This is a genomic window from Streptomyces sp. NRRL F-6676 (genome assembly GCF_000725625.1).
In the GTDB taxonomy this organism is placed as follows: domain Bacteria; phylum Actinomycetota; class Actinomycetes; order Streptomycetales; family Streptomycetaceae; genus Streptomyces.
Map to the genome: position 1 here is coordinate 23,099 of NZ_KL647085.1, position 25,957 is coordinate 49,055.

At 74.1% G+C, this 25,957-nt stretch carries 22 protein-coding genes; 11 read left to right on the forward strand and 11 right to left on the reverse strand.

Going from position 1 to position 25,957, the window contains the following annotated elements; all coding sequences use genetic code 11:
* Positions 1–190 precede the first annotated feature (190 nt).
* Together IO29_RS34290 and IO29_RS34295 are read left to right on the forward strand one after the other, a co-directional pair.
* Positions 191–2,281 carry a SpoIIE family protein phosphatase gene (locus tag IO29_RS34290; RefSeq protein WP_030378458.1) on the forward strand — a complete coding sequence of 697 codons (2,091 nt, stop codon included), beginning with the start codon at positions 191–193 and terminating at the stop codon, positions 2,279–2,281.
* Between the two features lie 42 nt (positions 2,282–2,323).
* Positions 2,324–3,184: an Fpg/Nei family DNA glycosylase gene (locus tag IO29_RS34295; RefSeq protein ID WP_030378459.1), complete on the forward strand. Its 861-nt coding sequence runs from the start codon at positions 2,324–2,326 to the stop codon at positions 3,182–3,184.
* 16 nt (positions 3,185–3,200) lie between these two features.
* Here the strand turns inward: IO29_RS34295 and IO29_RS34300 are convergent, their stop codons facing one another.
* From IO29_RS34300 to IO29_RS34320, 5 genes are all read right to left on the reverse strand, one after another.
* Complete coding sequence (locus IO29_RS34300) at positions 3,201–3,851, reverse strand: zf-HC2 domain-containing protein (RefSeq protein WP_030378460.1); 651 nt, start codon at positions 3,849–3,851, stop codon at positions 3,201–3,203.
* Between the two features lie 229 nt (positions 3,852–4,080).
* Positions 4,081–5,250, reverse strand: coding sequence for a C40 family peptidase (locus IO29_RS34305; protein ID WP_030378461.1), 1,170 nt, complete (start codon positions 5,248–5,250; stop codon positions 4,081–4,083).
* Between the two features lie 159 nt (positions 5,251–5,409).
* Positions 5,410–5,892 carry an RNA polymerase sigma factor gene (locus tag IO29_RS34310; protein WP_051707444.1) on the reverse strand — a complete coding sequence of 161 codons (483 nt, stop codon included), beginning with the start codon at positions 5,890–5,892 and terminating at the stop codon, positions 5,410–5,412.
* A 144-nt stretch (positions 5,893–6,036) separates the two neighbouring features.
* A complete protein-coding gene (locus tag IO29_RS34315) occupies positions 6,037–6,702 on the reverse strand; it encodes a M15 family metallopeptidase (RefSeq protein WP_030378463.1) in 666 nt (221 codons plus the stop codon).
* 648 nt (positions 6,703–7,350) lie between these two features.
* Positions 7,351–10,437, reverse strand: a complete 3,087-nt coding sequence (locus IO29_RS34320) for an AfsR/SARP family transcriptional regulator (protein ID WP_234307440.1) — start codon at positions 10,435–10,437, stop codon at positions 7,351–7,353.
* A 364-nt stretch (positions 10,438–10,801) separates the two neighbouring features.
* Between IO29_RS34320 and IO29_RS34325 the strand changes: the two genes are divergently transcribed.
* The gene (locus tag IO29_RS34325; RefSeq protein WP_030378465.1) at positions 10,802–11,689 is read left to right on the forward strand and encodes a hypothetical protein; all 888 of its coding nucleotides are present in this window, start codon (positions 10,802–10,804) and stop codon (positions 11,687–11,689) included.
* A gap of 101 nt (positions 11,690–11,790) precedes the next feature.
* Positions 11,791–12,240, forward strand: coding sequence for a hypothetical protein (locus IO29_RS34330; protein WP_030378466.1), 450 nt, complete (start codon positions 11,791–11,793; stop codon positions 12,238–12,240).
* 98 nt (positions 12,241–12,338) lie between these two features.
* Here the strand turns inward: IO29_RS34330 and IO29_RS34335 are convergent, their stop codons facing one another.
* The 3 genes from IO29_RS34335 to IO29_RS34345 all read right to left on the reverse strand — a co-directional run bounded on the left by IO29_RS34335 (position 12,339) and on the right by IO29_RS34345 (position 14,084).
* Positions 12,339–12,857, reverse strand: a complete 519-nt coding sequence (locus IO29_RS34335) for a hypothetical protein (protein ID WP_030378467.1) — start codon at positions 12,855–12,857, stop codon at positions 12,339–12,341.
* Positions 12,858–12,965: 108 nt separating this feature from the next.
* Positions 12,966–13,514, reverse strand: coding sequence for a sigma-70 family RNA polymerase sigma factor (locus IO29_RS34340; protein WP_030378468.1), 549 nt, complete (start codon positions 13,512–13,514; stop codon positions 12,966–12,968).
* 108 nt (positions 13,515–13,622) lie between these two features.
* Positions 13,623–14,084: a universal stress protein gene (locus IO29_RS34345; protein WP_030378469.1), complete on the reverse strand. Its 462-nt coding sequence runs from the start codon at positions 14,082–14,084 to the stop codon at positions 13,623–13,625.
* A gap of 175 nt (positions 14,085–14,259) precedes the next feature.
* Between IO29_RS34345 and IO29_RS34350 the strand changes: the two genes are divergently transcribed.
* On the forward strand, positions 14,260–15,114 hold the full coding sequence (locus IO29_RS34350) for a polysaccharide deacetylase family protein (RefSeq protein ID WP_030378470.1): 855 nt from the start codon (positions 14,260–14,262) through the stop codon (positions 15,112–15,114).
* 37 nt (positions 15,115–15,151) lie between these two features.
* Here the strand turns inward: IO29_RS34350 and IO29_RS34355 are convergent, their stop codons facing one another.
* Positions 15,152–15,847 carry a class F sortase gene (locus tag IO29_RS34355; RefSeq protein WP_030378471.1) on the reverse strand — a complete coding sequence of 232 codons (696 nt, stop codon included), beginning with the start codon at positions 15,845–15,847 and terminating at the stop codon, positions 15,152–15,154.
* 331 nt (positions 15,848–16,178) lie between these two features.
* Between IO29_RS34355 and IO29_RS40305 the strand changes: the two genes are divergently transcribed.
* Positions 16,179–16,979 carry a hypothetical protein gene (locus IO29_RS40305; protein WP_324608150.1) on the forward strand — a complete coding sequence of 267 codons (801 nt, stop codon included), beginning with the start codon at positions 16,179–16,181 and terminating at the stop codon, positions 16,977–16,979.
* Positions 16,980–17,124: 145 nt separating this feature from the next.
* Here the strand turns inward: IO29_RS40305 and IO29_RS34365 are convergent, their stop codons facing one another.
* Positions 17,125–17,700, reverse strand: coding sequence for a hypothetical protein (locus IO29_RS34365; RefSeq protein ID WP_030378472.1), 576 nt, complete (start codon positions 17,698–17,700; stop codon positions 17,125–17,127).
* Between the two features lie 195 nt (positions 17,701–17,895).
* Positions 17,896–18,654, reverse strand: a complete 759-nt coding sequence (locus IO29_RS34370) for a bestrophin-like domain (protein WP_030994010.1) — start codon at positions 18,652–18,654, stop codon at positions 17,896–17,898.
* 996 nt (positions 18,655–19,650) lie between these two features.
* On the opposite strand from IO29_RS34370, the gene IO29_RS34380 reads away from it, so the two are divergent.
* From IO29_RS34380 to IO29_RS34400, 5 genes are all read left to right on the forward strand, one after another.
* Positions 19,651–20,586: an SCO0930 family lipoprotein gene (locus IO29_RS34380; RefSeq protein WP_030378475.1), complete on the forward strand. Its 936-nt coding sequence runs from the start codon at positions 19,651–19,653 to the stop codon at positions 20,584–20,586.
* A 248-nt stretch (positions 20,587–20,834) separates the two neighbouring features.
* Positions 20,835–21,647 carry an SAM-dependent methyltransferase gene (locus IO29_RS34385; protein ID WP_030378476.1) on the forward strand — a complete coding sequence of 271 codons (813 nt, stop codon included), beginning with the start codon at positions 20,835–20,837 and terminating at the stop codon, positions 21,645–21,647.
* Entirely contained in the window at positions 21,644–23,836 is a 2,193-nt protein-coding gene (locus IO29_RS34390) for a putative bifunctional diguanylate cyclase/phosphodiesterase (protein WP_030378477.1), read from the forward strand. The genes IO29_RS34385 and IO29_RS34390 overlap by 4 nt, the downstream gene beginning before the upstream one ends.
* A 9-nt stretch (positions 23,837–23,845) precedes the next feature.
* Positions 23,846–25,099 (forward strand): sensor histidine kinase, encoded by a 1,254-nt coding sequence (locus tag IO29_RS34395; protein WP_030378478.1) that lies wholly within the window; start codon positions 23,846–23,848, stop codon positions 25,097–25,099.
* Positions 25,096–25,788 (forward strand): response regulator transcription factor, encoded by a 693-nt coding sequence (locus tag IO29_RS34400; protein ID WP_051707446.1) that lies wholly within the window; start codon positions 25,096–25,098, stop codon positions 25,786–25,788. The genes IO29_RS34395 and IO29_RS34400 overlap by 4 nt, the downstream gene beginning before the upstream one ends.
* Positions 25,789–25,957 lie beyond the last annotated feature (169 nt).

Here is a 25,957-nt window from a genome sequence, read left to right on the forward strand (position 1 = left end):
CGGTGTCGTACCCGGGTACCCGCACCCGGTGCCGACGTGACCCCCGCCCGCGGAGCCCGCCCGCGGGCTCCGCTTGCGGGCCCCGCACGGCCGGTGCAGACAATAGTGATCAACCGTTTTCCGGGCGCGCCGCCCGGACCGGTTCCGCCCCGCACCCGATATCCGGACGAACGCTGGCAAGGTGGGCCTCATGGCTGATCGGGGAGTGAGCGCCCCGTCGCTCCCGGACGACTGGCCCGACCGCCCGGACCCGATCCTGGCGCTCAACCGCATGGGCAGCTTCGACTGGGACCTGGACACCGGCTTCCTCCAGATGGACGCCCAGGCCCACGAGCTGTTCGACCTGCGCACCGACGAGTACGACGACCGCATCGAGACCCTGGGCACCCGGCTGCACCCGCCGGACGTCCCCCGTCTGGACGAGGTGGTCGGCCGGGCGCTGAAGGAGGGCGGCGAGATCTACGGCGCCTACTTCCGCATCCGCCGCCGCGACGGCAGGCTGCGCTGGACCCACACCCAGGGCTACATCCGCCGCGACGACACCGGCCGGGCCCGCCGGATCATCGGCATCGTCCGCGACGCCACCCAGGAGCTGCGCGACAGCCGGGCCCGCAGCGAACAGGCCGCCCGGGACAGCGCCCGGCGCCGGCAGGCGGACGTCGCCCAGACCACCATGGCCGCGCTCGCCCACGCGCGCACCGTGCAGGACGTCATCGACGTGCTGCGGGAGAGCGAGGGGCTGACCCGGATGGGCGCCGCCAGCCTCGTCATGGGACTCGTCGAGGGCGGCCGCATCCGCCTGGTCGCCGAAGGACCCACCGGCGACTTCCTCCCCGGCACCCAGATCACCGGAATCGACGAGCCGTACCCGATGAGCGACGCCGTACGCACCCTCAGCCCCCAGTTCATCGAGTCGCCGGGGGAGTTCGCCGCGCGCTATCCGATCCTGTGGCCGCACCTGAGCCATCTGCGCATCACCTCGGCCGCCTATCTGCCGCTGGTCGCGCAGGCCCGCCCGATCGGCGGCATCGGCCTCCTCTACGGCGACCGGCACGGCTTCACCACCGAGGAACGCGACATCCTCGTCGCGCTCGGCAGCACCATCGCGCAGAGCCTCCAGCGCGCCATGCTCTACGAACAGGAGAGCGACCTCGCCCAGGAACTCCAGCAGGCCATGCTGCCCCGCTCCCTGCCCCGCGTGCCCGACGCCGACGTGGCCGTGCGCTACCGCGCCGCCGTGCTTGGCGGCTCGCCCGGGCGGAACATCGGCGGCGACTGGTACGACCTGATCCCGCTGCCCGGCGGCCGGGTCGGCGCCGTCGTCGGCGACGTCCAGGGCCACGACACCCAGGCCGCCGCCGTCATGGGCCAGCTGCGGATCGTGCTGCGCGCCTACGCGGCCGAGGGGCACACCCCGGCCACGGTCGTCGCCCGCGCCTCCGTCTTCCTGCACGAGCTCGACACCCAGCGCTTCGCGACCTGCCTGTACGCCGAGCTCGACCCGGCCACCGGCGTCGTCCAGTTCGTCCGCGCCGGACACGTCGACCCGCTCGTCCGGCACGCCGACGGCGGCTGCCGTCGCGTCCCGGTCGAGGGCGGCCTTCCGCTCGGGCTGTCCGCGTTGTTCGACAGCCTGGAGTACCCCGTACAGACCATGGAACTGGACCCCGGCCAGACGCTGGTGCTGTGCACCGACGGCCTGGTCGAACAGCCGGGGCTCGACCCCGACGACGGCATGCGCGGGCTCGCGGAGCAGGTCGCCGCCGGACCCGAGGACGTGGGCGACCTCGCCGACCGGCTCATCGCCGGCGCCGCCGCGCGCGATGCCGCCGACGACGTCGCCCTGCTCCTCCTGCGCCGCCGGGCACAGCCGCGCGGCGCGGGCGGCCGGCTCCGTCAGCACGTGGCGCCCGGGGACCCGGAGGCGCTGCGCGAGGCCCGGCACATGGTCCGGGCGGCCGTCCGCGCATGGGGTGCGCGGGACCGCGCCGACGAGATCGAACTCGTCACCGACGAGCTGATCACCAACGCGCTGATGCACACCGAGGGGGCGGCGGTCGTCACCCTGCGCTCGTTCCCCGGTCCCGACCGCCGGCTCCGCACGGAGGTCGAGGACTCCTCCAGCGCGCTCCCGCGCCGCCGGGAGGCCGGCGCCTCCGGGGTCTCCGGGCGCGGACTGCTCCTCGTCGATCTGCTGGCCGACGTCTGGGGCGTCGAGGCGCGGGGCGGCGGCAAGGTGGTGTGGTGCGAGTTCGCGGTGCCGGGAGACGAGGACCCGTAGCGGCGCCGGGCAGCCGGCACCGTGCCGTGGCACGCTGGGAGGATGCCCGAACTGCCCGAGGTCGAGGCGCTGCGCGACTTCCTCACCGGTCATCTCGTCGGCCACGCGATCACCCGCGTCCTGCCGCTCGCCGTCAGTGTGCTGAAGACGTACGACCCGCCGCCCACCGCGCTCCAGGGCCGTACCGTCACCGCCGTCCACCGCCACGGCAAGTTCCTGGACCTGGACGCCGACGGCCTTCACCTGGTCACCCACCTGGCGCGGGCCGGCTGGCTGCACTGGCGCGACCGCCTCCCCGACACCCCGCCCCGGCCCGGCAAGGGCCCGCTCGCCCTCCGGGTGGCGCTCGACACCGGTGCCGGTCTCGACCTCACCGAGGCCGGTACGCAGAAACGGCTCGCCGTGTACGTCGTACGGGACCCGCGGGAGGTCCCCGGCATCGCCCGGCTCGGCCCCGACCCGCTCGCCGACGGCTTCGACGAGGAGCGGCTGGCCGGACTGCTCGCGGGGGAGCGGCGGCAGCTCAAGGGCGCCCTGCGCGACCAGGGGCTGCTCGCCGGGGTGGGCAACGCCTACAGCGACGAGATCCTGCACGCCGCCCGGATGTCCCCGTTCAAGCCCACCGCCTCCCTCACCCCGGAGGAGGTGCACCGCCTGTACGAGGCGCTGCGCGGCACCCTCACCGAGGCGGTGGAGCGCTCGCGCGGGGTGGCCGCCGGGCGGCTGAAGGCGGAGAAGAAGAGCGGACTGCGTGTCCACGGCCGTACCGGCGAGCCCTGCCCGGTGTGCGGCGACACCGTCCGTGAGGTGTCCTTCAGCGACTCCTCGCTTCAGTACTGCCCCACCTGTCAGACGGGCGGCAGGCCGCTGGCGGACCGCCGGATGTCCCGGCTGCTGAAGTGAGCGCGCCTCACCGCCGTCAGCGCGAGTCGAGCGTCAGCAGCCGCTCCCCGTCGTCCGTGCGGATCTCGTAGCGGTCGATCCGCCCGGTCGCGAGCGCGGCCCCGCCCTCCATGGTGAGGGCCGCGCCGTCGTCGGAGGGCACCCTCCAGCTGGTCACGGTCTCCTCGGAGCCGTCCCGGCCGATCGCCACCAGCCGGCAGGAGTGCGGGCCGGAGGCGTCCTTGACGGTGACGCCGATGTCGCTGCCCCACTCCCGGTCCTGTGCCGTGATCCGCGCCCACACGCCGGTGCCCGCGTCCGTCGCGGTCACCTGGTGCGCGGCCGCGCCGTCGTCGGCCAGCAGGGCAGCCGCCGGGCCGCCCACCGCGAGGACGACGGCCGCCGCCACCGCGACCAGCCACCGCCTGCGGCCCGTCCGGTGCCGTCCGGCCACCTCGTCGAGCAGCCGCTCCAGGAGCCGCGGCCCGGGCGCCGCCGCAGGGGGCACGGAGCGCGGGGTGGCCTCCCGGTAGAGCATCAACTGCCGCGCGGCGGGCCGGAACTCGCTCATGTGCGCGGTGCAGCCGGCGCACTCCATGAGGTGGTCCTCGAAGCGGAATGCCTCCGCCTCGTCCAGTACGCCGAGCGCGTAGGCTCCGACGTCGCGATGGCGTTCCAGGGACCTCATACCAAATCCTCATGCCGGTGGAGCGGGTGGGGGTGTGTCGTTGTTGCCCATCGGTACGGACCTGGCCGTCGAATCACTCAAGCCACGGAAGAAACGGCCCAGACATTCGGAGCGGCCGGGCCCCCGGATTGGTCGGCCGCGTTCCTGCCGGGTTCCGGCGCCGTCCGGGGGCGGAGCGGGCCCCCGGACGGGCGGATTCCGGCGCGTGCGGCCGGCAGGCGGCGCGAGGTCAGCAGGTGGCCACTCCCGGCAGCCACTCCGGGCCCTTGATGTAGATGACGGTCATCCAGGACCCGTCGGTCAGCTTCGCCCAGGCGTCGTTGGTGTAGCCGTCGGCCGTCACCAGCTGGGCGTGGGCCTGGCACACCACGTTCACGCCGGTCGGCTGCGCGAAGTAGTCCACCACGGCGGCGTTGACGTTCGGTTCACTGTGCGTGCGCACGCCGGTGCCCCAGGTCTGGAACGCCGTGCTGCCCCCGCTGGGCGGCGGGACGCTGCTGCCGCCGCAGTCCGGGACGCCGGGCAGCGAGGCCGGGCCCTTGATGTAGATGTTCGTCATCCACGAGCCGTCGGACAGCTTGGACCAGATGTCGTTGGTGTAGCCCTCGGCCGTGACGGTCTCCGCGTGCTCCTGGCACTGGACCGACACCTGCGTGGGGCCGGCGAAGGTGTCGACGACGGAGGCCGACGTGCTCGGCGAGGAGTGGGTGCGCACCCCGGTGCCCCAGGTCTCGAAGACCGTACCGCCGTCCGCGGGCGGGGGGACGGGCGTGCCGGAGCCGTTGACCCGGATGGCGCCCGCGTAGTCGCCGCCGGTGCGCACCGGCGCGACCCGGATGTGCGTACCGGACTCGTAGGCCTCGACCATCTGCCCGCCGCCCAGATACATGGCGACGTGGTGGATGTGGCCGCTGCCCCAGAACATCAGGTCGCCCGGCAGCAACGGGGCCGTGCCCTGCGAGGCGGAGAAACGGGCGGTGGCCTGCGAGCTGTGGAACTGGTCGTCGGAGGTGCCGTTGAGCAGGTCCTTGCCGGTCGCCCGCCAGTACGCGTAACGCACCAGTCCTGAGCAGTCGAAGCCCTTGCGCTCGTTGTCGTGCAGGCTGTCCGGGTCGGAACCGTCGTAGTAGCCGTAGGTGGCACCTGGCGTCGCGCCGTGCCCGCCGCCCCAGCTGTACCAGACGCCGATCTGGGAACAGGCCGCGCTCACGGCGGCCTGCGCGGTGGCCGAGGCCCCGGGACTCAGCACGGCACAGTCGGCGGCGGCCGTGGTGGCGTGGGCGGGAGCGGCCTGGGCCGGGGCGGCGTGGGCCGGAACGGACACGAAGGCGGACAGGCCGAGGACCGAGGCCCCCAGGAGCGCACCGGTGGTCCGGCGGCGCGTGCCGCCGTTCGTCATGGAACTCTTGCGCACGGAACTCTTCCTCACATGGTCGACGTCGACGTCACCGGGCGCCCCGGTGACGGGCACGGAGACCGGTGCGCCGCGCCCCACCCCCGTGGAGGCGCGGCACACCGGTGGCCGGCGGATGACCCGCCGGCGGTCGGCGGGCGGGGATCAGCGGCCGAGTGCGGCGCGCATCTTCGCCAGCCCGCGCATACGGTTGCGCTGCACGGTGCCGCGGTGGGCGCCCAGTCGCTCGCCCGCCGTGTCGTGGCTGAGCCCCTCCAGGTCCACCAGGATCACCGCGGCCGCCTCCCGCTCGGAGAGCACGCCGAGCAGCGAGAGCGCGGCCGCGGCGGCCTCGTAGGAGCCCATGCCGCCGTCCCAGCCGGCCTCCGGCAGCCGGTCGGTGGTCTGCTCACGGCGGGAGGAGTGCACCCACGAGTCGCGCAGCAGGTTGAGGGCGACGGCGCAGGTGTAGGCGTACGGATGCCGCTGCCGCGCCAGGCCGCGGGTGCGGGCCCGCCGGGAGAGCCGCAGATACGTCTCCTGGAGCAGGTCGTCGGCGTCGTGCGGATTGCCCGTCAGCGCCACCAGCCGTCTGCGCAACCGCGGGATGTCCGCGATGAAGGACGCGTCGAACTCTCCGGGACTCATCCCCTCCTCGTCGGCGCGCGCCGGTGCCGGTGGTGGACAGGTGACGTCGCTGATGGCCACTTCTCTTCCCCCTCGGTACTTCGGTCGTTCGGTCGTTCGGTCGTTCGGTCGTTCGGGTTGTCCGGTGTGTCCCGCGCGCGGTGGTCAGTCCGCCGGCGGGAACGGGTCGACGGGGCCGTACCGGGCGGCCGGTGCCCCGGTCAGCAGGGCCCAGTACCGGTCGCCGTACGACCAGTGCCACCATTCCGTCGGATAGTTGACGAAGCCGGCCGAGGACAACGCCCGGCCCAGCAGGGCCCGGTTCTCGCGGGCCTCGGCCGTGATGCCCGGCGCCGCGGTGCGGCAGGCGCCGTCGCTCTCCTCCGGGGTCGCGTTGACGTCCGTGCCGAGCGGCAGCTCACGCCCCTGCGGGTCGCACAGTGTCAGGTCGACCGCCCCGCCCGAGACATGAGGCGCTACCTCGGGCGGGGAGATGTACGCGCTCGCCAGTTCCCGGATCCGCTCCGGCGGCGCCGCCGGATGCGCCCGGCGCAGCGTCGCCGCGTACCGCTCGAAGTAGCGCCGTTGCAGCTCCGGCGGCCGGTAGCCCTCCACCACCAGGAACCGGAGGCCGGCCGGCAGCAGCCGCTGCGCCCGGAGCAGCCGCTCCCGCGCACCCGCCCGGAGGCGGGCGAAGCTGCCGTCGTCGTCGGTCTGCCGGTGATCGAGCCGCAGGTGGCCGTCGTCGCGCAGATCCACCAGCGGCTCACCGCATTCGGCCACGGCCGTCGCGGCGACCCGGGGGTCGGCGAGCGTGATGATGTCCGTCACGTACGACAGCGTCGCCGTACCCGATGCAGAACCTCTGGAGATGCTCTGCAAGCCCCCGGTTCGCGCCCCGACGGCGCCTCCGGCGGCCCGCGCCCCGCGCCCGCCGGCGCCCGGTGCCGGCCGACCCTCGGGCCCCGGCTGCCCGGCGCCCCGTGCCTGCCCGGCGCCCCGTGCCCGCCTGACGCCCCGTGCCCGCCTGACGCCCGGTGCCCGCCCGGCGCCCCGCGCCCCGTGCCGGCCGACCCTCGGGCCCCGCGCCCGCCGACGTCCGCGTTTGCCCGGCGCCCGCGTCTGCCAGGCGTCTGCGCCTGCCCGACACGGGCGCCTGCCCGACACCGGCGCTCGCCCGGCGCCCGCGCTTGCCCGGCGCCCGCGCTTGCCCGGCGCCCGCGCTTGCCCGGCGCCCGCGTCTGCCAGGCGTCTGCGCCTGCCCGACACCGGCGCCTGCCCGACACCGGCGCTCGCCCGGCGCCCGCGCTTGCCCGGCGCCCGCGTCTGCCAGGCGCCCGCGTCTGCCAGGCGTCTGCGCCTGCCCGACACCGGCGCCTGCCCGACACCGGCGCTCGCCCGGCGCCCGTGCCTGCCCGGCGCCCGTGCCTGCCCGGCGCCCGTGCCTGCCCGGCGCCCCGTGCCCGCCGTCCCCCGTGGCTACGCCCGTTCCCGCGCCTCCCGGCAGTCCAGCTCCCGGAAGACCGCGAGCGCCCCGGCCCGTGCGGCCCGCGTCTCCTCCTCCTTGCCGTCCGTCGACCACACCTCGGCCAGGTCCCAGGCCGTACGCGCCCGCCAGACCGGAAGGCCCAGCGCCTCCCAGCCGGCCAGGGCCAGCTCCAGCGGCTCCCGGGCGGCCTCGGTGTCGCCGCTCGCGAGATGGCACTCGCCCAGGGTGCGCAGGACCAGGGCCACACCGAACCGGTCCTGGCGCTCGCGGGCCACCGCGAGACAGCGGTCGAGCCGCTCGCGGGCCCGGGCCGTGCGGCCCGTGCGCAGCTCCACCTTGGCCAGCGACTGCTCCGTGTACATCACCCCGAAGCCGTCCAGCAGACCGGTGAAGATCCGCAGTGCCTCCCGCAGCAGCCGCTCGGCCTCCGCGAGGTTCCCCTCCGCCCGGTGACACAGCGCCACCGCCCGCACGGTGAGCGCCTCGCCGTGCGGGTCGGGCACGGCGCGGTACAGCTCCAGGGCCCGGGACAGGGCCTCACGGGCCGGCCCACCGCGCCCCTGCTCCCGGTGCACGTACCCCATGCCGTACAGCGCCCGGGCCCGGCCCCCGCGGTCGCCCGTCCGCTCGTACCGCTCCAGCGCACCCTGGAGCAGCTCCAGCGCCTCGGCGTGGCCGGCCTGCTCACGGCGGACCGTGGCCATGCCGTCGAGCGCCACCGCCTCGCCCTGCGGTACGTCCCCGTACTCCCCGAAGCGCCGCAGGGCCTGCTCGAAGCAGCGGTAGGACTCCTCGAACTTGTCCTGCTCGTAGGCCAGTTGCCCCAGCCCGGTGAGCAGCCAGGCCTCGCCCTCGGCGTCCCCGCTGCGGCGCACCGCCGCCATGGCGGCCGTGTGCGAGGTGGACCAGGCGTCGAACCGGTTGTACAGCGCGGCCGAACTGGCGGCCAGCGCCCCGGCGAGATCGCGGGCGGCGCGGGCCGCGCCGTGGTCGGCGCAGTACTCCACCGCCGCCAGCAGACAGGCCTGTTCGGCGGCGAACCAGGCCGCGGGCCGGGCCAGTAGCTCCTCCTCCGTCTCCGCGTCGAGGGAGAGCACGGTCTCCGGCTGCGGGAAGTACCTGGTCACACCGCCCGGACCACGGGCGGCGGCCTGTTTGGCGAGCCCCAGCCAGCAGGCCACCAGACGCAGCACCGCCGCCTCGCGGTCCTCGGCCAACTCCTCCGACAGGCAGCGTTCGCGGGCGTGCTCACGGGCCAGGTCGTGGATGCGGTAGCGGGTGCGGCCGGTGCCGTCCCGGCCGACGACGTGGAGGAAGTGACAGTCGACCAGCCGCTCCACCGTCTCCTCCGCCTCCTCCACCGCGATGCCGAGGAGGGGAGCGGCGATCCAGCCGGCGAAGTCGGGCAGGTCGAGCAGCGCCAGTCGGCGCAACGCCGCCCGCTCGTGCGTGTCGAGGTCGGCGTAACCGAGTTCGAGGCTGGAGCGCAACTCCAGGTCGCCGGCCCGCAGTTCGTTCAGCCGGCGCCGCTCGTCGCGCAGGCGCCCCGCGAGCCGGCCCGGCCCCCAGTGCGGCCGCGACGCGAGCCGTGCCCCGGCGATGCGCACGGCCAGCGGCAGCCGCCCGCACAACGCGACGATCTCGGCGGCCCGCTCCGGCTCGGCACCGATGCGGTCCTTCCCCGCCACCCTCCCGAGGAGTTCCAGCGCCTCCGCCTCGTCGGGCACGGTCAGGTCCAGATGGGCCGCGCCCTCCAGCGCGACCAGCCGGCGGCGGCTGGTGACGAGCACGGCCGAACCGCCGCCGGGCGGCAGCAACGGCCGCACATGCGCCTCACCGGCCGCGTTGTCGAGGATGAGCAGGGTGCGCCGGCGGCCGATGTGCGTCCGGTAGAGCCCGGTCAGTTCCTCCACCGAGGCCGGCAGGGTCTCCGGTGCCGCGCCCATGGCGCGCAGCAGCCGGGTGAGCGCGTCGGCGGGCCGTACCGGGGTGGCGTCGGCGGCCCGCAGGTCCACGAACAGCCGGCCGTCCGGGAAGAGTTCGGCGGTGCGGTGGCCGACGTGCACGGCGAGGGCGGTCTTGCCGCTGCCCGAGCGGCCGGAGACGACGCCGATCGGCGGGGCGGTGCGGCCGGCATCGTCGACCCCGCCCAGCAACGACACGGCCCAGTCGATCTCGGCCGAGCGGCCCACGAAGTCGGCGATGTCGGGCGGGAGATACGAGGGGACGGGCTCGGTCGCCGTCCCCGGCGCGGTGCCCGGCCCGGGACGGCCCGGGCCGCCCCGCCCCTGCCGTGGCGCGGCCGGCCGGGACTCCTTGCCGAGCAGCGCGGCGTCGTTGGTCAGTACCGCCTGGTGCAGCGCCCGCAGCTCCGGGCCGGGGTCCACGCCCAGTTCGTCCCGGAGGATCTCGCGCGCCTCCTGGTAGGTGCGCAGGGCGTCGGAGACCCGGCCGGTGCGGAAGAGCGCGGTCATGAGCTGGCCGCGCGGCCGCTCGCGGAGCGGATGGTCGGCGACATGCGTGAGCAGGGGAGCGATCACGCGGTCCGCGCGGCCGAGCGTCAATTGCAGGGCGAAGGAGTCCTCCTGGGCCACCAGCCGCAGTTCGGCCAGCCGGGCCGCCTCGATCCGGGCGAAGGACTGGCCCAGCCCCTCCAGCGCCCCCCGGCCCCGCCACAGACCCAGTGCCTCGGACAGCAGCTCCGCGGCCTCCTCCGGGCGGCCCCCGCCCGCGGCGGCCCGGCCCGAGGCGAGCAGTTCCTCGAAACGGCGGGAGTCGATCGAGGAGGGCGCGAGTTCGGCGACGTACCCCGGCGGCCGGGTCCGGATCACCCCCTCCGCGCCGACCTTGGCGAGCGCGCGGCGGACGGCGGAGACATGGGTGGCGACGAGGGCGCCGGCGGTGGCGGGCGTCTCCTCGTCCCAGACGCAGTCCACGAGCCGGTCGGTGGAGAGCACCTCACCGAGATGGACGACGAGCGCGGACAGCACCGCCAGGGGTCTGGTCCCGCCCAGCGGGGCGCGCCGGCCCCCCGCCCACACCTCCACCGGACCGAGTAGCCGTATGTCCAGCATCATCTCCCGATCGCCGTGCCGTGCCCGCTCCGCGGAGCCTGGCAACGATATCGACGGCGGCGCGCGCACAGGCCGGTGCCCGGACCGCCGTGTCCGGATCCGGCCCCTGCCCGGGAGGGCCCGCACCCGGGGTGGGCTCGGCATCCTGGCCGGTGGCCGCGGCGCTACGGGGGCCGGCCGCGACGGCCACTTGGCCGGATCGGAGCGTCAGGGGTCCCTCGTACGCAAGACGGCCGGCCGGGGCCCCTCGTATGACAACGGCCGCGAAAAGTTTTTCCCGGACCCGACGTCATACGGGCGCCCGCCGCGGACCGTCAACGACTCGAAAGCAACGAGCCCGTCCGATCCGCGCCCAGGGAGTCGCCCGATGCACCGCTGGACCTTGGCCCTGCTGACCGCCGGCCTGCTGGCGACGACGGTCACCGGCTGCGCGAACGGGACGTCGGCACCGGCCGCCGGACGACCCGGCACCCACCGGGCCGCGACCGGCGCGAAGGAGACGCTGCAACTGGCGGAACAGCTCCTCATCAAGGAGTGCATGGAGGGGAAGGGACACAAGTACTGGATCGAACCACCACCGCCCGACGACGTCTCGGTCCGCTTCCCCTACGTCGTCGACGACCCGGCATGGGCCCGGACGCACGGCTACGGAACCGATCTGCGCCGCGCCCGGGAGGCGGAGGTCCGCGCCGACCCCAACCAGAAGTACCTCCGCTCCGCACCGGCCGCGACCAGGGCCGCCCTGGTCGCCGACCTCAACGGAACCCGGCCCCAGGGCCTGTCGGCCCGGCTGCCGAACGGCATACGGGTCACCCACAGCGACCAGGGCTGCCAGGCCACCGCGCAGCGCGAGCTGTACGGCGACCTCCAGGCGTGGTTCCGCGCCACCCGGGTCACCGACACCCTGGCCGGCATCCGCCTCGGCCTGGTGACCGGTGACAAGCGCTACAAGGCGGCCGTCGAACCCTGGGCGCGCTGCATGCGCGGCCACGGGTACACCTACGCCGACCCCGCCGCGTCCCGCGCCGCCGCCACACGGCCGAGCCGTCCGTGGCCGCACGCGAAGGAGGTGCGGCTGGCCTCCGCCGAGGCCGCCTGCGCCGCCGGCAGCGGACTGCCGGAGGTGACGGAGTCCCTGGACGCCGAGTACCGGGCGGAACTGAGCCGCCGTCACCCGAGGGAGACGGCCGATCTCGCCCGCCTCAGGCGCGAGGCGCTGCCCCGGGCCCGCACGATCGTCGCCCGCGGCGACTGACCCGCGCGCGCCGTTCACAGACCACCACGGCCGCCGGGCCGTGGTCGCACCGAGCCCCATCGCTGACAGAACCGATGAAACTGACGAAACGAGGAAATCCCATGTCCCTCAAGCGTGTTCTCACCCTTGCCGCCTCGGCCGCCGCCGTGGCCACCCTCTTCTCCCCGGTGTCCGGCGCGTCGGCGCTGGAGTCGGGCGCCCAGTCGCCCGCGCGCGCTGCCGCCGACGGCTACCTGCACGTCTACACCCAGCCCTACGGGGGCGGCCGGGAGTGCAAGTGGCTGGGCAACTCCGACAACTGGGGCACCTGCCGGAACCTGACCTCCGACATCTGGAACAACGGCTACGCGGGCGGCCTCGACGCCGTCGACCTGTACACGGCCCCCAACGCCGGCGGCGCCCACGCGTGCATCAGCCAGGGCGACCGCTGGATCGACACCACCACCGGCGAGTACCGCTTCACCTACGGTGCCGGACTGGAGCAGTTCGGGGCCAGCGTCAACAACAACATCTCCTCGCACCGCTGGGTCGACTACTGCAGCCAGGGCTGACCCCTCCCGCACCACCGCCCCGGCACTCCCGCCCACCGGGAGCGCCGGGGCACCGGCATGACGGGGCAGGGCCTGGAAGCAGGTCCTGGAAGGACGGCCTAGAAGAGGTGGATGGCCAGGTGCCCCAGGGGCAGCCCCAGCTGCCAGGCGGGTGTCCACACCTTCGGGCCGTCGTCCTCACCGGCCGCCGCGGCCGCGCCGCCGGGCACCGCGTCCAGGTCGGGGGCGAGCAGTTCGGTCTCCTCCAGCCACCGCCAGGCCGCCTCGGCCAGTTCCAGATCGGGGTCCGGGCGCCCGGACTCGGCGGCCACGGCGGACAGATCGGCCAGCCGCTCGCTCACCCAGTCCTGCCACGGCTGGTCGTACGCCGTCAGCGACAGCCATGTCTCCAGCTGGGTGACGACTCTGATCCCGGAGAGCTCGCGGTCGCTGTCGGAGAGGAAGATGGTCAGCGCCAGGGCGTCGCGGCCCGCCTTGAACTCGAAGGACGTCGGCGGCATGAGGTCGCCGGTGCGCAGCAGTTCGTCGGCGATGTACTCCGCGTACATCCATGCCATGGGGACGGCCAGTTCGCCGCCGTCGTCGCCGTCCGTGCTCTCTTGACCCCTGTGCAACATCCTTCCCCGCCTTCCTCCGGTGCGTGCGCGTCACCGATGAGGACAGCCCATTGCCCAACCATGGTCCGCAGCAAGGCGCTTTGCGAAGCCTTGACCTGTTCTTCGGTTTCAGCGCAGGTCGGCCGCGTATCCCGGTAGCACTCTGCGCAGGGCGCGCAGCGCGTAGTACGCGCGGGACTTCACGGTACCGGGGGGAATGCCGAGCGCCTCGGCGGCCTCCGCCACACTCGCCCCGCGGAAGTACACCTGCACCAGGACTTCGCGATGCTCGGGTGTGAGTGTCTTCACAGCCTCGCGTACGTCGAGCATGGCGGCGGAGCGCTCCGCGTGGTCCGCGCACACCGGGGCGTGCGCCAGCACGGCGTCGCCGACCTCGGCCGGGCGGGCCTGACGCGCCCGGCGCGCGTCGATGGCCAGCCGCCGCGCGACGGTGAGCAGCCAGGGGCGCACGGAGGTGAAGTCGTGCGCACGGAGCGCCTCGGGGTGCTGCCAGGCCCGCAGCAGCGTCTCCTGCACCAGATCCTCGGCCCGCTGCCGGTCCCCGTCGCACAACCGCAGCAGCAGGGCGAACAGCGGCCGACCGTGCTCGCGTTGCAGCGCGGCCAGCTCGTGCTCGGCGGTCGTCGTGCGGTGGGTACGGGTGGTCACGGCCGTCATGGCCGTATGCCAGCGCGTGGAATGTCCTTCGGACAGGGTGGGGGCGGGGCGGTGCGGTGGACGGTCGAAGTAGTCGGCGAACGGTTCGATGAACGGTCGGGCTCCGGCCTACGGCACCACCGTCACGGGCCACCGGCCCGCCTTGACCAGTCGGATCGCCACCGAGCCGATGAACCGGTGGCCGGCCTGTTCCGAGGCGCCGACCACCACCGCGTCCGCCTTGAGTTCATCGGCGGCCTTGACCAGGCCGCCGTAGGGATCGCCGCGGAACGTGTGGAACTGCCAGCGGATCTCGAACGTGTCCTTGACCCGTTCCGTCTCCTGCCGGATCTGGGCCGCGATGCCCTCGGCGATCTCGTCCGTCGTCTCGGCGACCGGCACCCCCATCGCCGCGCCCGCCGCCATGACCGGCTGCACGTACACCACCGCCAGGAGGGCGTGCTGGCGACGGGCCAGGCCCCCGGCGTACGCCGCGGCGCGCAACGAGGACTCGGAGCCGTCCACGCCGACCACGATGACCTTGGGGCCGTCGGTACCGCGTTCGAACTGCGGGGGATGCTGATCAGTCACGGCTGGAGGTTATCGGAACCCCCAGGTCCCGTACCCGGGCGGGAGTCCACTGGCCGGACGGGGGAGCGGGCGCCGCCGGGTCCGGGCCCGTGCCGCTCCCCCGGGCGAGTGCTTTCCCGGCGCCGCGGCGGTGTTGCTCAGCGGTGTCGCCCCGCCGTTGCGCGACTGATGAGTCATGAAAAAGGATCAGCTGTTCACCCGACGCCGGGTCCTGCTGGCCGGCGCCGCCGCTCTGGGAGCGGCCGGTGCGACGGGCACGGCCGCGCTGCTCGGCACGGACGACAACGACGGAGGCGCCGGCGCCTCCGCCTCGCGCGCGCCCCTCGCCGGCGCCCCCGCGAACCGTCCGTCGGCGCCCTCCGCCTACCGGCTGCGGCCCCTGACCGGCTACGCGGCGGGTCCCGCGGGACCGCCCCGCACCCCCGTCCGGCACGAGCCGCTGCTGAGCATGCCCGGACACGGCCGCAGCATGGTGCTGACCTTCGACGACGGCCCCCACCCCCGCTACACCCCGCAGATCCTGGACACCCTGCGCGAGTACGACGTCCGCGCCACGTTCTTCGTGTGCGGCGAGATGGCCGTCGAGTACAAGGACCTGCTGGCCAGGATGGCGGACGAGGGCCATCTCGTCGGCAACCACACCTGGTCCCACCCGCTGCTCACGCGGATGAGCCGGGACGGGATCCGCTCGGAGATGACCCGCACCAGCAAGGTCATCAAGAATGCCTACGGCGAGCGCCCCCTGTGGTTCCGCGCCCCCTACGGCGCCTGGAACCGCACCACGTTCCGGCTCGGCTCCGACATGGGCATGGAACCGCTGGCCTGGACCGTCGACACCCGGGACTGGACCACGCCGGGCACGGACGTCATCGTCGACCGGGTCGAGGAGGGCGCCGCCGCGGGGGTGGTCGTCCTCTCGCACGACGCCGGCGGCAACCGCTCGCAGAGCGTCCGCGCACTGCGCCGGTATCTGCCGTGGCTGCTCGACTCCGGCTACCACCTGATGCTGCCCCGGCGCGCCTTCGCCTAGAAAACGGGCGGACGTACCCGCCCCCCGGCCGGGGTACTCAGCGCACCCCGGTCAGGCGGGCGAAGACGACGACGTTGCCCGAGTAGCCGTTCTGCTTGGTGAAGCCGCCGCCGCAGGTGATGACGCGCAGCTCCGGCCGGCCCGTGGAGCCGTACACCCGGTCGCCGGGGAAGTTCGCCTTGTCGAAGACCTCGATGCCATAGATCTCGAACACGGCCGTCTTCCCGTCCTTGCGCCGCACCTCCACGTGGTTGCCCTTCTTCAGGGCACCGAGCCCGTAGAAGACGGCCGGGCCCTTGTTGTTGTCCACATGGCCGACGACGACCGCCGTGCCGTTCTCGCCGGGGGAGACGGCGCCGGTGAACCAGCCGGCGAGATTGGGGTCGTCGGGCGGCGGCGCGGCCACCCAGCCGTCGGAGTCCAGGCCCACCGGCATCACGGGGGCGTCGACCTGGATCATCGGGATGCGCACCCGGTCGACCGCGGAGTACGGCAGCGGGGCGGGCGTGGAGCCGGTGACGGAGGCCGGGGCGGAGGCGCTGGGGCGCGGGCTCGCGCTGTCCTGCGCGGCCGCGGCCGTCGCGGGCTGCGGGGGGCCGGAGTCGAACTCGCCCGAGCCGTTGCGGATGAGGGCGAGGCCGGTCAGCAGGACAAGCGCTATCACGCCCCACGGGGCGCGCTTCTTCGGCTTCTCCTCCGCTTCGGGCTCGGTGGGAACCACGGACGCAGACATTCGCCATCCCCTCTCGGCACGGCCGTCGCCGTGTCACTCGCGCATGGCAGCACGCTAAGCGCGGCGTGGGCGGCGGGCGACGGGGGAGCGGACGAACGGGTGGTGCCCCGCACGGCCGTGCGCCATCCGAGTTGCCGCGCGGCGAGGCGTACCGACAGGGCGTGACCTGCGGCGACTTCCCCGGCGCGAAAATCCCTCGGCGTGTCGTCCCACCGGAACGGACCAGCGTCGACATGCGGCTTTCCGCACCGCAACTGAGGGTCTGTCTGGGAGGCGCTTGCTCGCCGATCGACCGGGGACCGGGTCCCGGGGCGCCTTCCGCGGAGGTGACATGCGTACCACTCGTGCCCTGGCGGCCGGTGCCGCCGCGGCCCTGGCCGTGGGGCTGGCCGCGCCCACGGCGGCGGCCTGGAACGATCCGGGCGGTGATCCCGGCGGCGGTGTCAACGGCACCAGCGTCAGCAGCTACACCGAGACCACGGACGGCGGGAACGGCCGCGCCGACCAGAACGACCCCAACAACCAGGGCGGCCAGGGCGGCCGCGACGACCAGGGCGGCCAGGGCAACCAGAACGGCCAGGGCAACCAGAACGGCCAGGGCGGTGACGGCCGTCAGGACGGCCAGGATCCCCAGGGCGGTGACGGCGGCGGCCGGGGCGGCGACGGCGGACAGGGCGGCCGTGGCGGTGACGGCCAGGGCGGCCGGGGTGACGACACCCTGCGGAACATCGTCGTCCGGCCCGGCGTCGTCTCCCGGGGCGGCCGGCTGACCATCACGGTCGACGGCAGCCGCTGCCGGCACAACGGCAGCGTCTCCGCGCCGGTCTTCCCCACCACCCGGCTGCGGCCGGTGGGCGACAACGCGGCGGCGACCGCCACGGTCAGCGTCGACGTCAACGCCCGGCCCGGCCGGTACGACGTCACGGTGCGCTGCGGTGACGGGCGCGATCCCCAGGTCCTCACCCGGGCCCGGGCGTTCACCGTCATCGGCGGGGTCCGCGGCGGCCTCGGCGGTGCCAGCACCGTCGGCGCCACCCCGGCCGACATGGCGATCGGCGGCACGCTGGTGGCCGGGGCACTGGTCGGCGGCGGGGTGTTCTGGATGCGCCGCCGCTCGGAGCACAAGGGCTGAGCGGCTTCCGCACGCCCAACGGGCCGGCCCCCTCGTCCACCACCGTGACGAGGGGGCCGACGCCGTCACGCCACCTGCCGGACACGCACCTCGCCCCGGGACCCGTGGGCGGGTTCCGGGGCGAGGAAGGGGGATGCGGGACGGGTCAGGCGGCCGTGCCGGCCGCGGCGCGGCGGCGGGCCCGGTACCAGGCGACGCCCACCGAGCCCGTGACGAGCGCGGTGCCGAGGCCGATCTCCTTGAGGTCGAAGCCGCCGATGCTGCCGCCGATGCCGGCGCGCACCCCGTGTTCCGGGTTGCCGGGCGGCATCTCGTGGGAGCCGGTATGGCCGCCGCCGCCCTGCGCGCGCTCACTGACGGTCAGTTCGGCCTGCTCCGTCTCCCGGCCGCAGCGGACGGTCACCGTGTAGGTGGCCCCCGGGCGGGCGTCCCAGTCGACCATGGCCGAGGCCGACTTCTGCCCCTTCGGGACCGTCACCGTGTCGAAGACACCGGAGGAGACCCGGGCGGTCTCGTCGCAGCCCCGTACCGTCAGCGTGACGTGGCCGCCGGGGGCGACCTCCTCGGGCATGACACCGATGCTGAGGTGGGCCGACTCGCCGGTCCCGTGGCCCCCTTCGCCCTCGCCCTCGCCGCCGCCGTAGGCGACGGCGGCGGGAGCGGTGAAGGTCAGGGCGCTCAGGCCCAGCAGTGCGGCCGACGCAACGCGTATCGCGCGCATGATGAATCTCCACGTCCCCGAGGAGCCTTGCTGCGGACCTTTTCCGCTTGCACCAGAAATGCACCTCGTCGCCCGAAACGCTAGGAAAGGGTGACCGGCGGCGCGATCGCAGTGCGACGAACGGGTCACGCGACTCGGCCGTTCGGGCGGGAAACGCACCGGCGGGGTGCCCCGGCCGCCTCCCGCCGGCCGGGGTCACAGATGCGGGAACAGCGCCAGGAACGGGTCCGTGGACGCCGACAGGCCCCGGCTGTAGGGAGCGTCGAAGTCCCAGATGAGGAAGAGCAGGAAGGCGATCAGCGCCGAGAACAGCCCGGCGAGGATCAGCTCCCGGGTGGTGCGCCGGATCTGGAGTGCGAAGACCATGCCGATGGTCACCACCGCGCCGGTGAGCAGCCCGAACCACACCACGCCCGGCATCGTCGCCCCCGTCGAGTCCGCGCGGGCGGCGCGGGCGGCGTCCGCGGCGGCCACCTGGTCGACGAGCGGCTGGTAGGCCTGTGCCTCGTAGTCCGACTTCGGCCGGTACTCCGTGACGTCGTCGCGCACGCGTTGCAGGAGCCTGCCGCCCCGGGCGGTCACCTCTCCGTCGTCCGCCATCGTGCGCCACTCGGTGTGGACGACGTACCGCACATAGGCGTCGACGTCCGCCCGCACCTTCTCGCGCACGTCCGCCGGGTAGTTCTGCACCCGCTCCGTGACCTCGTGCAGCGCCTGGGCCTCCGTCTGGACGTGGTCCTCGGCGGCGCTGCGGGCCTCCCAGACGCCCGCGATGGCCAGACCGAGGACGATGGCGTAGACCACGCCGATCATCATCGTCATGTACTCGATCACGTCCGGGGTCTCCGACGGATCGTCGTCCTCGGCGGCCGTGCGGTGGCGCAGGAAGGTCACGATGACCACGACGACACAGGCGGCCAGCATGGCGAGGGCGAGAACAAGCCATTCCGACAACGGTTGCCTCCAGTGAGCGGGGGTGGGGTCCGGCGCGGGGTCGGTCAGCGCGGACGGAGTGCGGCGACGGCGAGTACGGCGGGGGCGGTGATGAGGAGCATGAAGACCACCGGCGAGGTGCTCGAGCGCACCCGGTGGTGCGCGGCCGGCGGGTGGTACGCCGGGTAGCTCACGGGGGACGCCGGGGGGCTCGGGGTCGGCCTGGGTCTCGGCTTCGCCGCGTGCGTCGGCGCGGGTGCCGGGGGCGGGACCGCGGCCCTCGGCGGCGGGGTCCGCACCGGCTCGGGACGCGGGGGCGCGGGCTTCGGTGCCGGGGGCGGCGGGGTGGGCGTCGGTGTCGGTCTCGGTGTCGGTTTCGGCGGGGTGGGCGTCGGCTTCGGAGGCGTCGGTTTCGGCGGCGGGGTGGGCGCCGGGGGCGGTGTCGGCGTCGGGCAGGGCGGGGGCGGCGGAGGCGGGCACGGCGGGGGGGGGGGGCCGTGCCCGGCCCCCCCCCCCCCCGCCCCCCCCCCCCCCGCCAAAACCGACCCCCCCGAAGCCGACGCCCACCCCGCCGAAACCGACACCGAGACCGACCCCGACCCCCCCCCCGCCGCCCCCGGCACCGAAGCCCGCGCCCCCGCGTCCCGAGCCGGTGCGGACCCCGCCGCCGAGGCCGCCCGAGACGTACGCGCAGGCGTCGGCGGACGCCGTGCCGGTGGGGGCGCCCGCGAGCGCCCACACCAGCGTCATCACGCCCAACAGCCGCACGGCGACGGCCGATCGGCTCGATTCGGATCCATGCACGACGGAGAGCATGGGCCGCCCCGTGGTCATACACGCGGAAGATCGGCTCAAATACCCCGAAGGAGGGATAACTTCCCGTCCGGGTTTGACATTGCCCACAGAAATTCCCGACGCCGTTGAACACGGGTGGTGCCCCCGCGCGTACCTAGGGCCATAAGCGGCGCACGAGCCCGCGGTGACAGCCAAGTGGCAAGCAGATAGCTGGAGTTGACAATGAACAGAGCCTGGCGGAGCGCCTCCCTCATGGCGACGGCGGCCGCGCTCCTGGCGCTGACGACGGCGTGCGGCCAGGACAACGGCGGCCAGTCGACCGGCAGTCAGAACGTCGGCGCCGCGGCGGGCGGCTACGCGACCAGTTCACCGTCCGGGGCCGCCAGCCCGAACGGGTCCGGCTCCCGGATCGGGGAGAGCGCGATCACCGCCAAACCGGCGGGCAAGCTGTCCCTGAGCGAGAGCGCGAACCTCGGCGACGTGGTCACCGACGGCTCCGGGATGACCCTCTACCGCTTCGACGACGACACCGCCAAGCCGCCGAAGTCCTCCTGCGCCGGCGAATGCGCCAAGGTCTGGCCGCCGGTGCCCGCGGAGGGCGCCTCGGCCGCCACCGGCATCGACAAGTCCCTGATCGGCGAGGTCACCCGGAGCGACGGCACCAAGCAGCTCACCGTCGCCGGCTGGCCGATGTACCGCTACGCCAAGGACACCGAGGCCGGGGACACCAAGGGCGAGGGCGTGGGCGGCAAGTGGTTCGCCACGGCCGCCGACGGCAAGAAGGCGACGCTGCCGGGCCTCTCCGTCCGCAAGGACGCCAAGCTCGGCGACATCGTCGTCGACAGAAACGGCAGGACCGTCTACCGCTTCATGAAGGACCAGGCCTGGCCCGTCTCCAAGTCGGCCTGCACCGGCGCCTGCCTGGAGAAGTGGCCGGTCGTCGCCCCGGTCGAGGAGGCGGACACCAAGGGCGTCGTGAAGAAGGGCCTGATGCCGTTCACCCGCCCCGACGGCGCCAAGCAGATGACGGTCAACTGCTGGCCCATCTACACCTTCGCCGGTGACAAGGCCGCCGGCGACACCAACGGACAGGGCGTCGGCGGCACGTGGTACGCGGTCGCTCCGGACGGCAAGCCGGTCGGTGCGCCGAAGAAGTAGAAGAAGTAACCGTCCGTCTCTCCCCCTCCCCGGCCGCCCCCTCCGCCTCGCGGAGGGGGCGCCTCCGTGTGCGCCTGCCCCCTCGGCACGTGCCCCGCGTGCGGGACCGGAACGGACGTGCAATTTCCGTTTCCTCTCGCCCTGTTGGCGGACGATCAGTAGCCTTCGGCTCGAACACCGGATCGGCTCGGCCGTCGCAAGCCGGCCCAAGCCGACACAAGTCGCCGTCAACCGCCTTGGAGTGCTAGATGGAGCGTCCCGCCTGGGCCCCACGGAACATCGACATATCGGTGCCCTCCGTCTCTCGCATCTACGACTACTACCTGGGCGGTTCGCACAACTTCGAGGTCGACCGGCAGGCGGCCCGCAAGGCGATGGAGTTCCTGCCGGGTCTGCCGAGGATCATGCGGGCCAACCGGGCCTTCCTGCGCCGGGCCGTACGGTACGCCGTGGCCGAGGGCGTCACCCAGTTCCTCGACATCGGCTCCGGCATCCCCACCCACGGCAACGTCCACGAGGTCGCCCAGGAGGCACACCCCGGCGCCCGCGTCGTCTACGTCGACCACGACCCGGTGGCCGTCGCGCACAGCCAGGCCGTACTGGGCAGGAATCCGGACGCCGACGTCGTCGCGGCGGACCTGCTCAAGCCCCGCGACATCCTCGCCAGCCCCGAACTGGGGCGCCTGATCGACCTGAACCGTCCGGTAGCCCTCCTCCTCGTTGCCATACTTCACTTCGTGGAGGACGCGAACGACCCGTACCGGGCGGTGGCCGAACTGCGCGACGCGCTCGCGCCGGGCAGCCTGCTCGTGCTCACGCACGCCTCGTACGAGGGCATTCCGCTGCCGGCGGAGCGGGCCGAGGGCGCGGTCGACGTGTACAAGGACATCCGCAATCCGCTGATCATGCGCTCGCGCGAGGAGATCGCGCGGTTCTTCGAGGGGTACGACATGGTGGAACCCGGGCTGGTGCCGATGGCGGACTGGCGGCCCGACACGGCGCGCGAGGACGAGGATCCCTACGCCTTCGCGGGCTTCGCCGGCGTGGGGCGCACGGCGTGAGCGCGGAGCCGGACGGGCCGGAGGACAGACTGCGCCGGTTCGCGACGATCTGGAGCCGGGCCGTCTTCCCGGTGGCCACGACGCCGCTCACCCGGCCCGAGCTCGAGGCCCTGCTGCTGCCGCTGGCCCGGCGGCTCAGCGAGGCGCTGCGGGCGCGCGCGTTCGACGCCGCGGAGGCCAGGGCGGTGGGCGCCGCCCTCATCGACGCCTACTGCACCGACCCCGAGGCGCTCAGCGCCACGCTCGACTGCGTCGACGCCTACCTGGTGCTCTACTGCGGCGACGCGGGCACCCCCGCCGACGCCACGCAGCCGAAGGACGCCCCGCAGACACCGCAGCCCCCGCACTCGCAGGAGGCGCTGCGCACCCGCTCCGCCCGGCTACAGCACGCGATGGCCGCCGGGTTCGCCCAGGCGCTGCGCGAGCGCACCCTCGCCGAGCAGGAGGCGATCTCCGCCGCCGCGCTCAAGGCCCAGGGCGTCGTCGCCGAGGCCCTGCACGCGAGCGAGGCCCGCTTCCGCGCCGTCTTCGAGGGCGCGGCCATAGGCATCTCCATCGCCGACCTCGACGGCAACGTCCTGGAGGTCAACGGCGCGCTGCTGCGCATGTTCGGCGGCTCCGAGGGACTGCTGCGCGACCGCAACGTCGCCGAGTGGTCCCACCCCGAGGACGCCCCGCAGGTGTGGCGGCTCTACCAGGAGCTGGTGCGCGGCGAGCGCGAGCACTACCACGTGGAGAAGCCGTTCTACCGGCCCGACGGCACCGTCCTGTGGACCAATCTGACGGTGTCCCTGCTGCGGGACCCCGACGGCGCGCCCCAGTACCAGCTCGCGCTGATGGAGGACACCACCGAGCGCCGGCTGCTCAACCTGCGGCTGCGCTACGAGGCCACGCACGACGCGCTCACCGGACTGCCCAACCGCACCCTGTTCTTCGAGCGGCTGGAGAAGGCGCTCTCCGCCGGCGAGGGCCAGCGGTTCGGGCTCTGCTACCTGGACCTGGACGGCTTCAAGGCCATCAACGACAGCCTCGGGCACGCCGCGGGCGACCGGCTCCTGGTCGAGGTCGCCGACCGGCTCCAGGGCTGCGCCACCGCGCCCGGCGAGATGGTCGCACGGCTCGGCGGCGACGAGTTCGTGGCGCTGACCACCGGCCCCGACACCCAGCGCGGCGTCGACGACCTCGCCGACCGCATCATGAACGCGCTGTCCGGACCCGTCCGCATCGACGGCCGGGAACTGCTGGTGCGCGGCAGCATCGGCGTCGTCGAGGGACCGGCGGGCGAACGCGGCCCGGCGGAGGTGCTGCGCAGCGCCGACATCACGATGTACCGGGCCAAGTCCGCCGGCGGCAACCGCTACGAGCTCGCCGACCCGGAGGCCGACGCCCGCGCCATCACCCGGCACGGCCTCACCACGGCGCTGCCCGCCGCGCTGGACCGGGGCGAGTTCTTCATCGAGTACCAGCCGCTGGTCCGGCTCGACGACGGCCAGGTGCACGGCGCGGAGGCGCTGGTGCGCTGGCTGCACCCGCAGCACGGCGTGCTCGGCCCGGACCGCTTCATCCCGCTCGCCGAGCACACCGGGCTGATCGTGCCGCTGGGCCGCTGGGTGCTCGAGGAGTCGGTGCGGCAGGCCCGCGACTGGCAGCGGCAGCACGGCGACGACTGCCCGCTGCGCGTCAACGTCAATCTGTCCCCCTGCCAGCTCACCCACCCCGGGCTCGTCTCCGACACCGTCGAGATCCTGGAGCGCACCGGCATCGAACCGGCCGCGCTGTGCCTGGAGGTGACCGAGTCCGCGCTGATCGGCGCCGACGACGACCTGCTCAAGCCGCTGCGCCGGCTCGCGGAGATGGGCGTGGACATCGCGCTCGACGACTTCGGCACCGGCTACTCCAACCTCGCCAATCTGCGCCGTCTGCCGGTCTCCATACTCAAGCTGGACCGTTCCTTCACCCAGGGCATGCAGCAGTACCCGGCGGACCCCGTCGACCTGAAGATCGTCGAGGGTATCGTCACCCTGGCGCACAGCCTCGACCTGACCGTGACGGTGGAGGGCGTGGAGACGGGGGCGCAGGCCGAGCAGCTGCGGGTGCTGGGCTGCGACACGGCACAGGGCTGGTACTACGCCCGCCCGGGCCCGCCCGAGCGTCTCCACGAGCTGGCGCTGGTGGACGCGACGGGATAGGTGCGAAGGATGACCGAACAAGGGACGGTGCCGGCGCCGGAGCCGGCTCCGGCGCCGTCCGGCTGGATACATCTGGCCGGCCGGTACCGGCGCCTCGTGGGCCTGGTCTGCGATGTCGGGCTCGCGCTGGTGGTCCTCGCCGCGGCGGAACCGTACGGCCAGGACTTCGACCTGCCGCTGGGCTTCCTCATGGCGTGCTCCATGTTCGTCCGCAGGCGGTTCCCCGGCACGGTGCTGGCGGCCGTTCTCGCGCTGGCCATGGCCCAGTTCGTCCTGGACGACGCGCCGGACACCCCGCTGGCGACGGCGCCCGCCGCGTACGACGCCGCCGTGCTGTTCGCCATGATGTCGGTCGTCCACCACTCCCGTGACCCCCGGATGCCGTACGTCGCGGGCGGCGCGGTGCTGCTGGTCACCGGCGCCGGGACGGTGGGACTGCCGGGCACCGGAATCGAGTCGTTCCTGGTCCCCGAGGACCTGCTGTACTTCTGGGGGCTGACGCTGACGGTCTGGCTGACCGCCTTCTCCCTGCGCACCCGGCGCCTGTACGCCGAGAGCCAGGCGGCCCGCGCCTGGCACGCCGAGCGCGAGCAGGAGCAGCGCATGCGGCTGGCCGCGGCCGAGGAGCGCGCCGGGATCGCCCGCGAACTGCACGACGTGGTCGCACACAGCCTCGCCGTGATGATCCTCCAGGCCGACGGCGCCGGGGCGGTGCTGCGCAAGTCGCCCGACATGGCCGAGTCCGCGCTGAAGACGATCGCCGCCACCGGCCGCGACGCCATCGACGACATGCACCGGATCGTCCGGGTGCTGCGCGAGGGCGAGCAGCACCCGTCCGCCGGCGGCGCGGAGCGGCGTCTGGTCACGCTCGACGAGATCAAGGTCGTCGCGGAACGGGCGCGGGTCGCCGGACTGAACGTGGACGTGTCGGTCGAGGTCGACGCGGGGCGGCTGTCGCCGGCCGAGGAGATGACCGCCTTCCGCATCGTCCAGGAGTGCCTGACGAACGTCCTCCGGCACGCCGGGGCGGGGGCCGAGGTCGACATCCGCCTCCGCGAGGAGGAGGGCACACTGGTGATCAGCGTGATCGACGACGGGGCCGGCACGCTCGCCGGCCGGGTCGTCGATCCGCATTCCGGCGGCAACGGGCTGATGGGCATGCGGGAACGGGTGGAGCTCACCGGCGGCACCTTCGAGGCCGGCCCGCGACTGGGCAGTGGATGGCACGTACGTGCCCGGATTCCTACGAGGACGAAGCAATGACGCAGGCAGAGAGGCCGGCCGGGCCGGACCGCCCGATCCGGGTGGCCGTGGTGGACGACCAGCCGCTGATCCGCGCCGGGTTCGCCATGGTGCTGGCCGCCGCGGACGACATCGAGGTCGTCGGCGAGGCGGAGAACGGCGCGGACGCCCTCGACCTGCTGAGCCGGGTGCGGGCGGACGTCGTCATCATGGACATCCGCATGCCCGTCATGGACGGCATCCAGGCCACCGAGGAACTGATGCGGCGTGAGGACCCGCCCGGCGTCCTCGTCCTGACCACCTTCGACAACGACGAGGACGCCTTCGCCGCGCTGCGGGCCGGGGCCGGCGGCTTCCTGCTGAAGAACGCGCCCGCCGCCGACGTCGTCGCGGCCATCCGCGTCGTGGCCGCGGGGGAGTCCGTGGTGGCACCGCGCATCACCCGGCTCCTCCTCGACCAGGTCGCCGACCGGCTGGCCCCGGCGGGCGGACAGTCCGAGCGGCTGGAGGTCCTCACCGCGCGCGAGCGGGACGTGCTCTCCCAGGTCGCCCGGGGACTGTCCAACGCCGAGGTCGCCGCGGAGCTGTATGTCGCGGAGGCCACCGTCAAGACGCACCTGGGGAACCTCATGGCCAAGCTGCATCTGCGCGACCGCGCCCAGGCGGTGGCGTTCGCCTACGAGTCGGGGCTGGTCCGCCCGTCCGCGTGAGGACCGGTACGGCGTGAGGACCGGTACCGCCCGAGGACCGGTACGGCCCGAGGGGGCTCCGACAGAGGTGCCCCACCGGGGTCTCCCACCGGGGTCTCCCCCTGGGGGTGCAGAAGCCCCGCCCCGTTCTGCCCCTGGGGGTGCAGAACCCACCCCGCTCCACGGGCCA

What these genes read in the sequence shown, in the direction of transcription:
- IO29_RS34325 (WP_030378465.1), top strand. Translation starts at nt 10,802, where the DNA reads ATGCACCGCTGGACCTTGGCCCTGCTGACCGCCGGCCTGCTGGCGACG.
- IO29_RS34355 (WP_030378471.1), bottom strand. Translation starts at nt 15,847, where the DNA reads ATGTCTGCGTCCGTGGTTCCCACCGAGCCCGAAGCGGAGGAGAAGCCG.
- IO29_RS34365 (WP_030378472.1), bottom strand. Translation starts at nt 17,700, where the DNA reads ATGCGCGCGATACGCGTTGCGTCGGCCGCACTGCTGGGCCTGAGCGCC.
- IO29_RS34385 (WP_030378476.1), top strand. Translation starts at nt 20,835, where the DNA reads ATGGAGCGTCCCGCCTGGGCCCCACGGAACATCGACATATCGGTGCCC.
- IO29_RS34295 (WP_030378459.1), top strand. Translation starts at nt 2,324, where the DNA reads ATGCCCGAACTGCCCGAGGTCGAGGCGCTGCGCGACTTCCTCACCGGT.
- IO29_RS34330 (WP_030378466.1), top strand. Translation starts at nt 11,791, where the DNA reads ATGTCCCTCAAGCGTGTTCTCACCCTTGCCGCCTCGGCCGCCGCCGTG.
- IO29_RS40305 (WP_324608150.1), top strand. Translation starts at nt 16,179, where the DNA reads ATGCGTACCACTCGTGCCCTGGCGGCCGGTGCCGCCGCGGCCCTGGCC.
- IO29_RS34340 (WP_030378468.1), bottom strand. Translation starts at nt 13,514, where the DNA reads ATGACGGCCGTGACCACCCGTACCCACCGCACGACGACCGCCGAGCAC.
- IO29_RS34335 (WP_030378467.1), bottom strand. Translation starts at nt 12,857, where the DNA reads ATGTTGCACAGGGGTCAAGAGAGCACGGACGGCGACGACGGCGGCGAA.
- IO29_RS34395 (WP_030378478.1), top strand. Translation starts at nt 23,846, where the DNA reads ATGACCGAACAAGGGACGGTGCCGGCGCCGGAGCCGGCTCCGGCGCCG.
- IO29_RS34320 (WP_234307440.1), bottom strand. Translation starts at nt 10,437, where the DNA reads ATGATGCTGGACATACGGCTACTCGGTCCGGTGGAGGTGTGGGCGGGG.
- IO29_RS34305 (WP_030378461.1), bottom strand. Translation starts at nt 5,250, where the DNA reads ATGACGAACGGCGGCACGCGCCGCCGGACCACCGGTGCGCTCCTGGGG.
- IO29_RS34290 (WP_030378458.1), top strand. Translation starts at nt 191, where the DNA reads ATGGCTGATCGGGGAGTGAGCGCCCCGTCGCTCCCGGACGACTGGCCC.
- IO29_RS34350 (WP_030378470.1), top strand. Translation starts at nt 14,260, where the DNA reads ATGAAAAAGGATCAGCTGTTCACCCGACGCCGGGTCCTGCTGGCCGGC.
- IO29_RS34300 (WP_030378460.1), bottom strand. Translation starts at nt 3,851, where the DNA reads ATGAGGTCCCTGGAACGCCATCGCGACGTCGGAGCCTACGCGCTCGGC.
- IO29_RS34400 (WP_051707446.1), top strand. Translation starts at nt 25,096, where the DNA reads ATGACGCAGGCAGAGAGGCCGGCCGGGCCGGACCGCCCGATCCGGGTG.
- IO29_RS34310 (WP_051707444.1), bottom strand. Translation starts at nt 5,892, where the DNA reads ATGAGTCCCGGAGAGTTCGACGCGTCCTTCATCGCGGACATCCCGCGG.
- IO29_RS34380 (WP_030378475.1), top strand. Translation starts at nt 19,651, where the DNA reads ATGAACAGAGCCTGGCGGAGCGCCTCCCTCATGGCGACGGCGGCCGCG.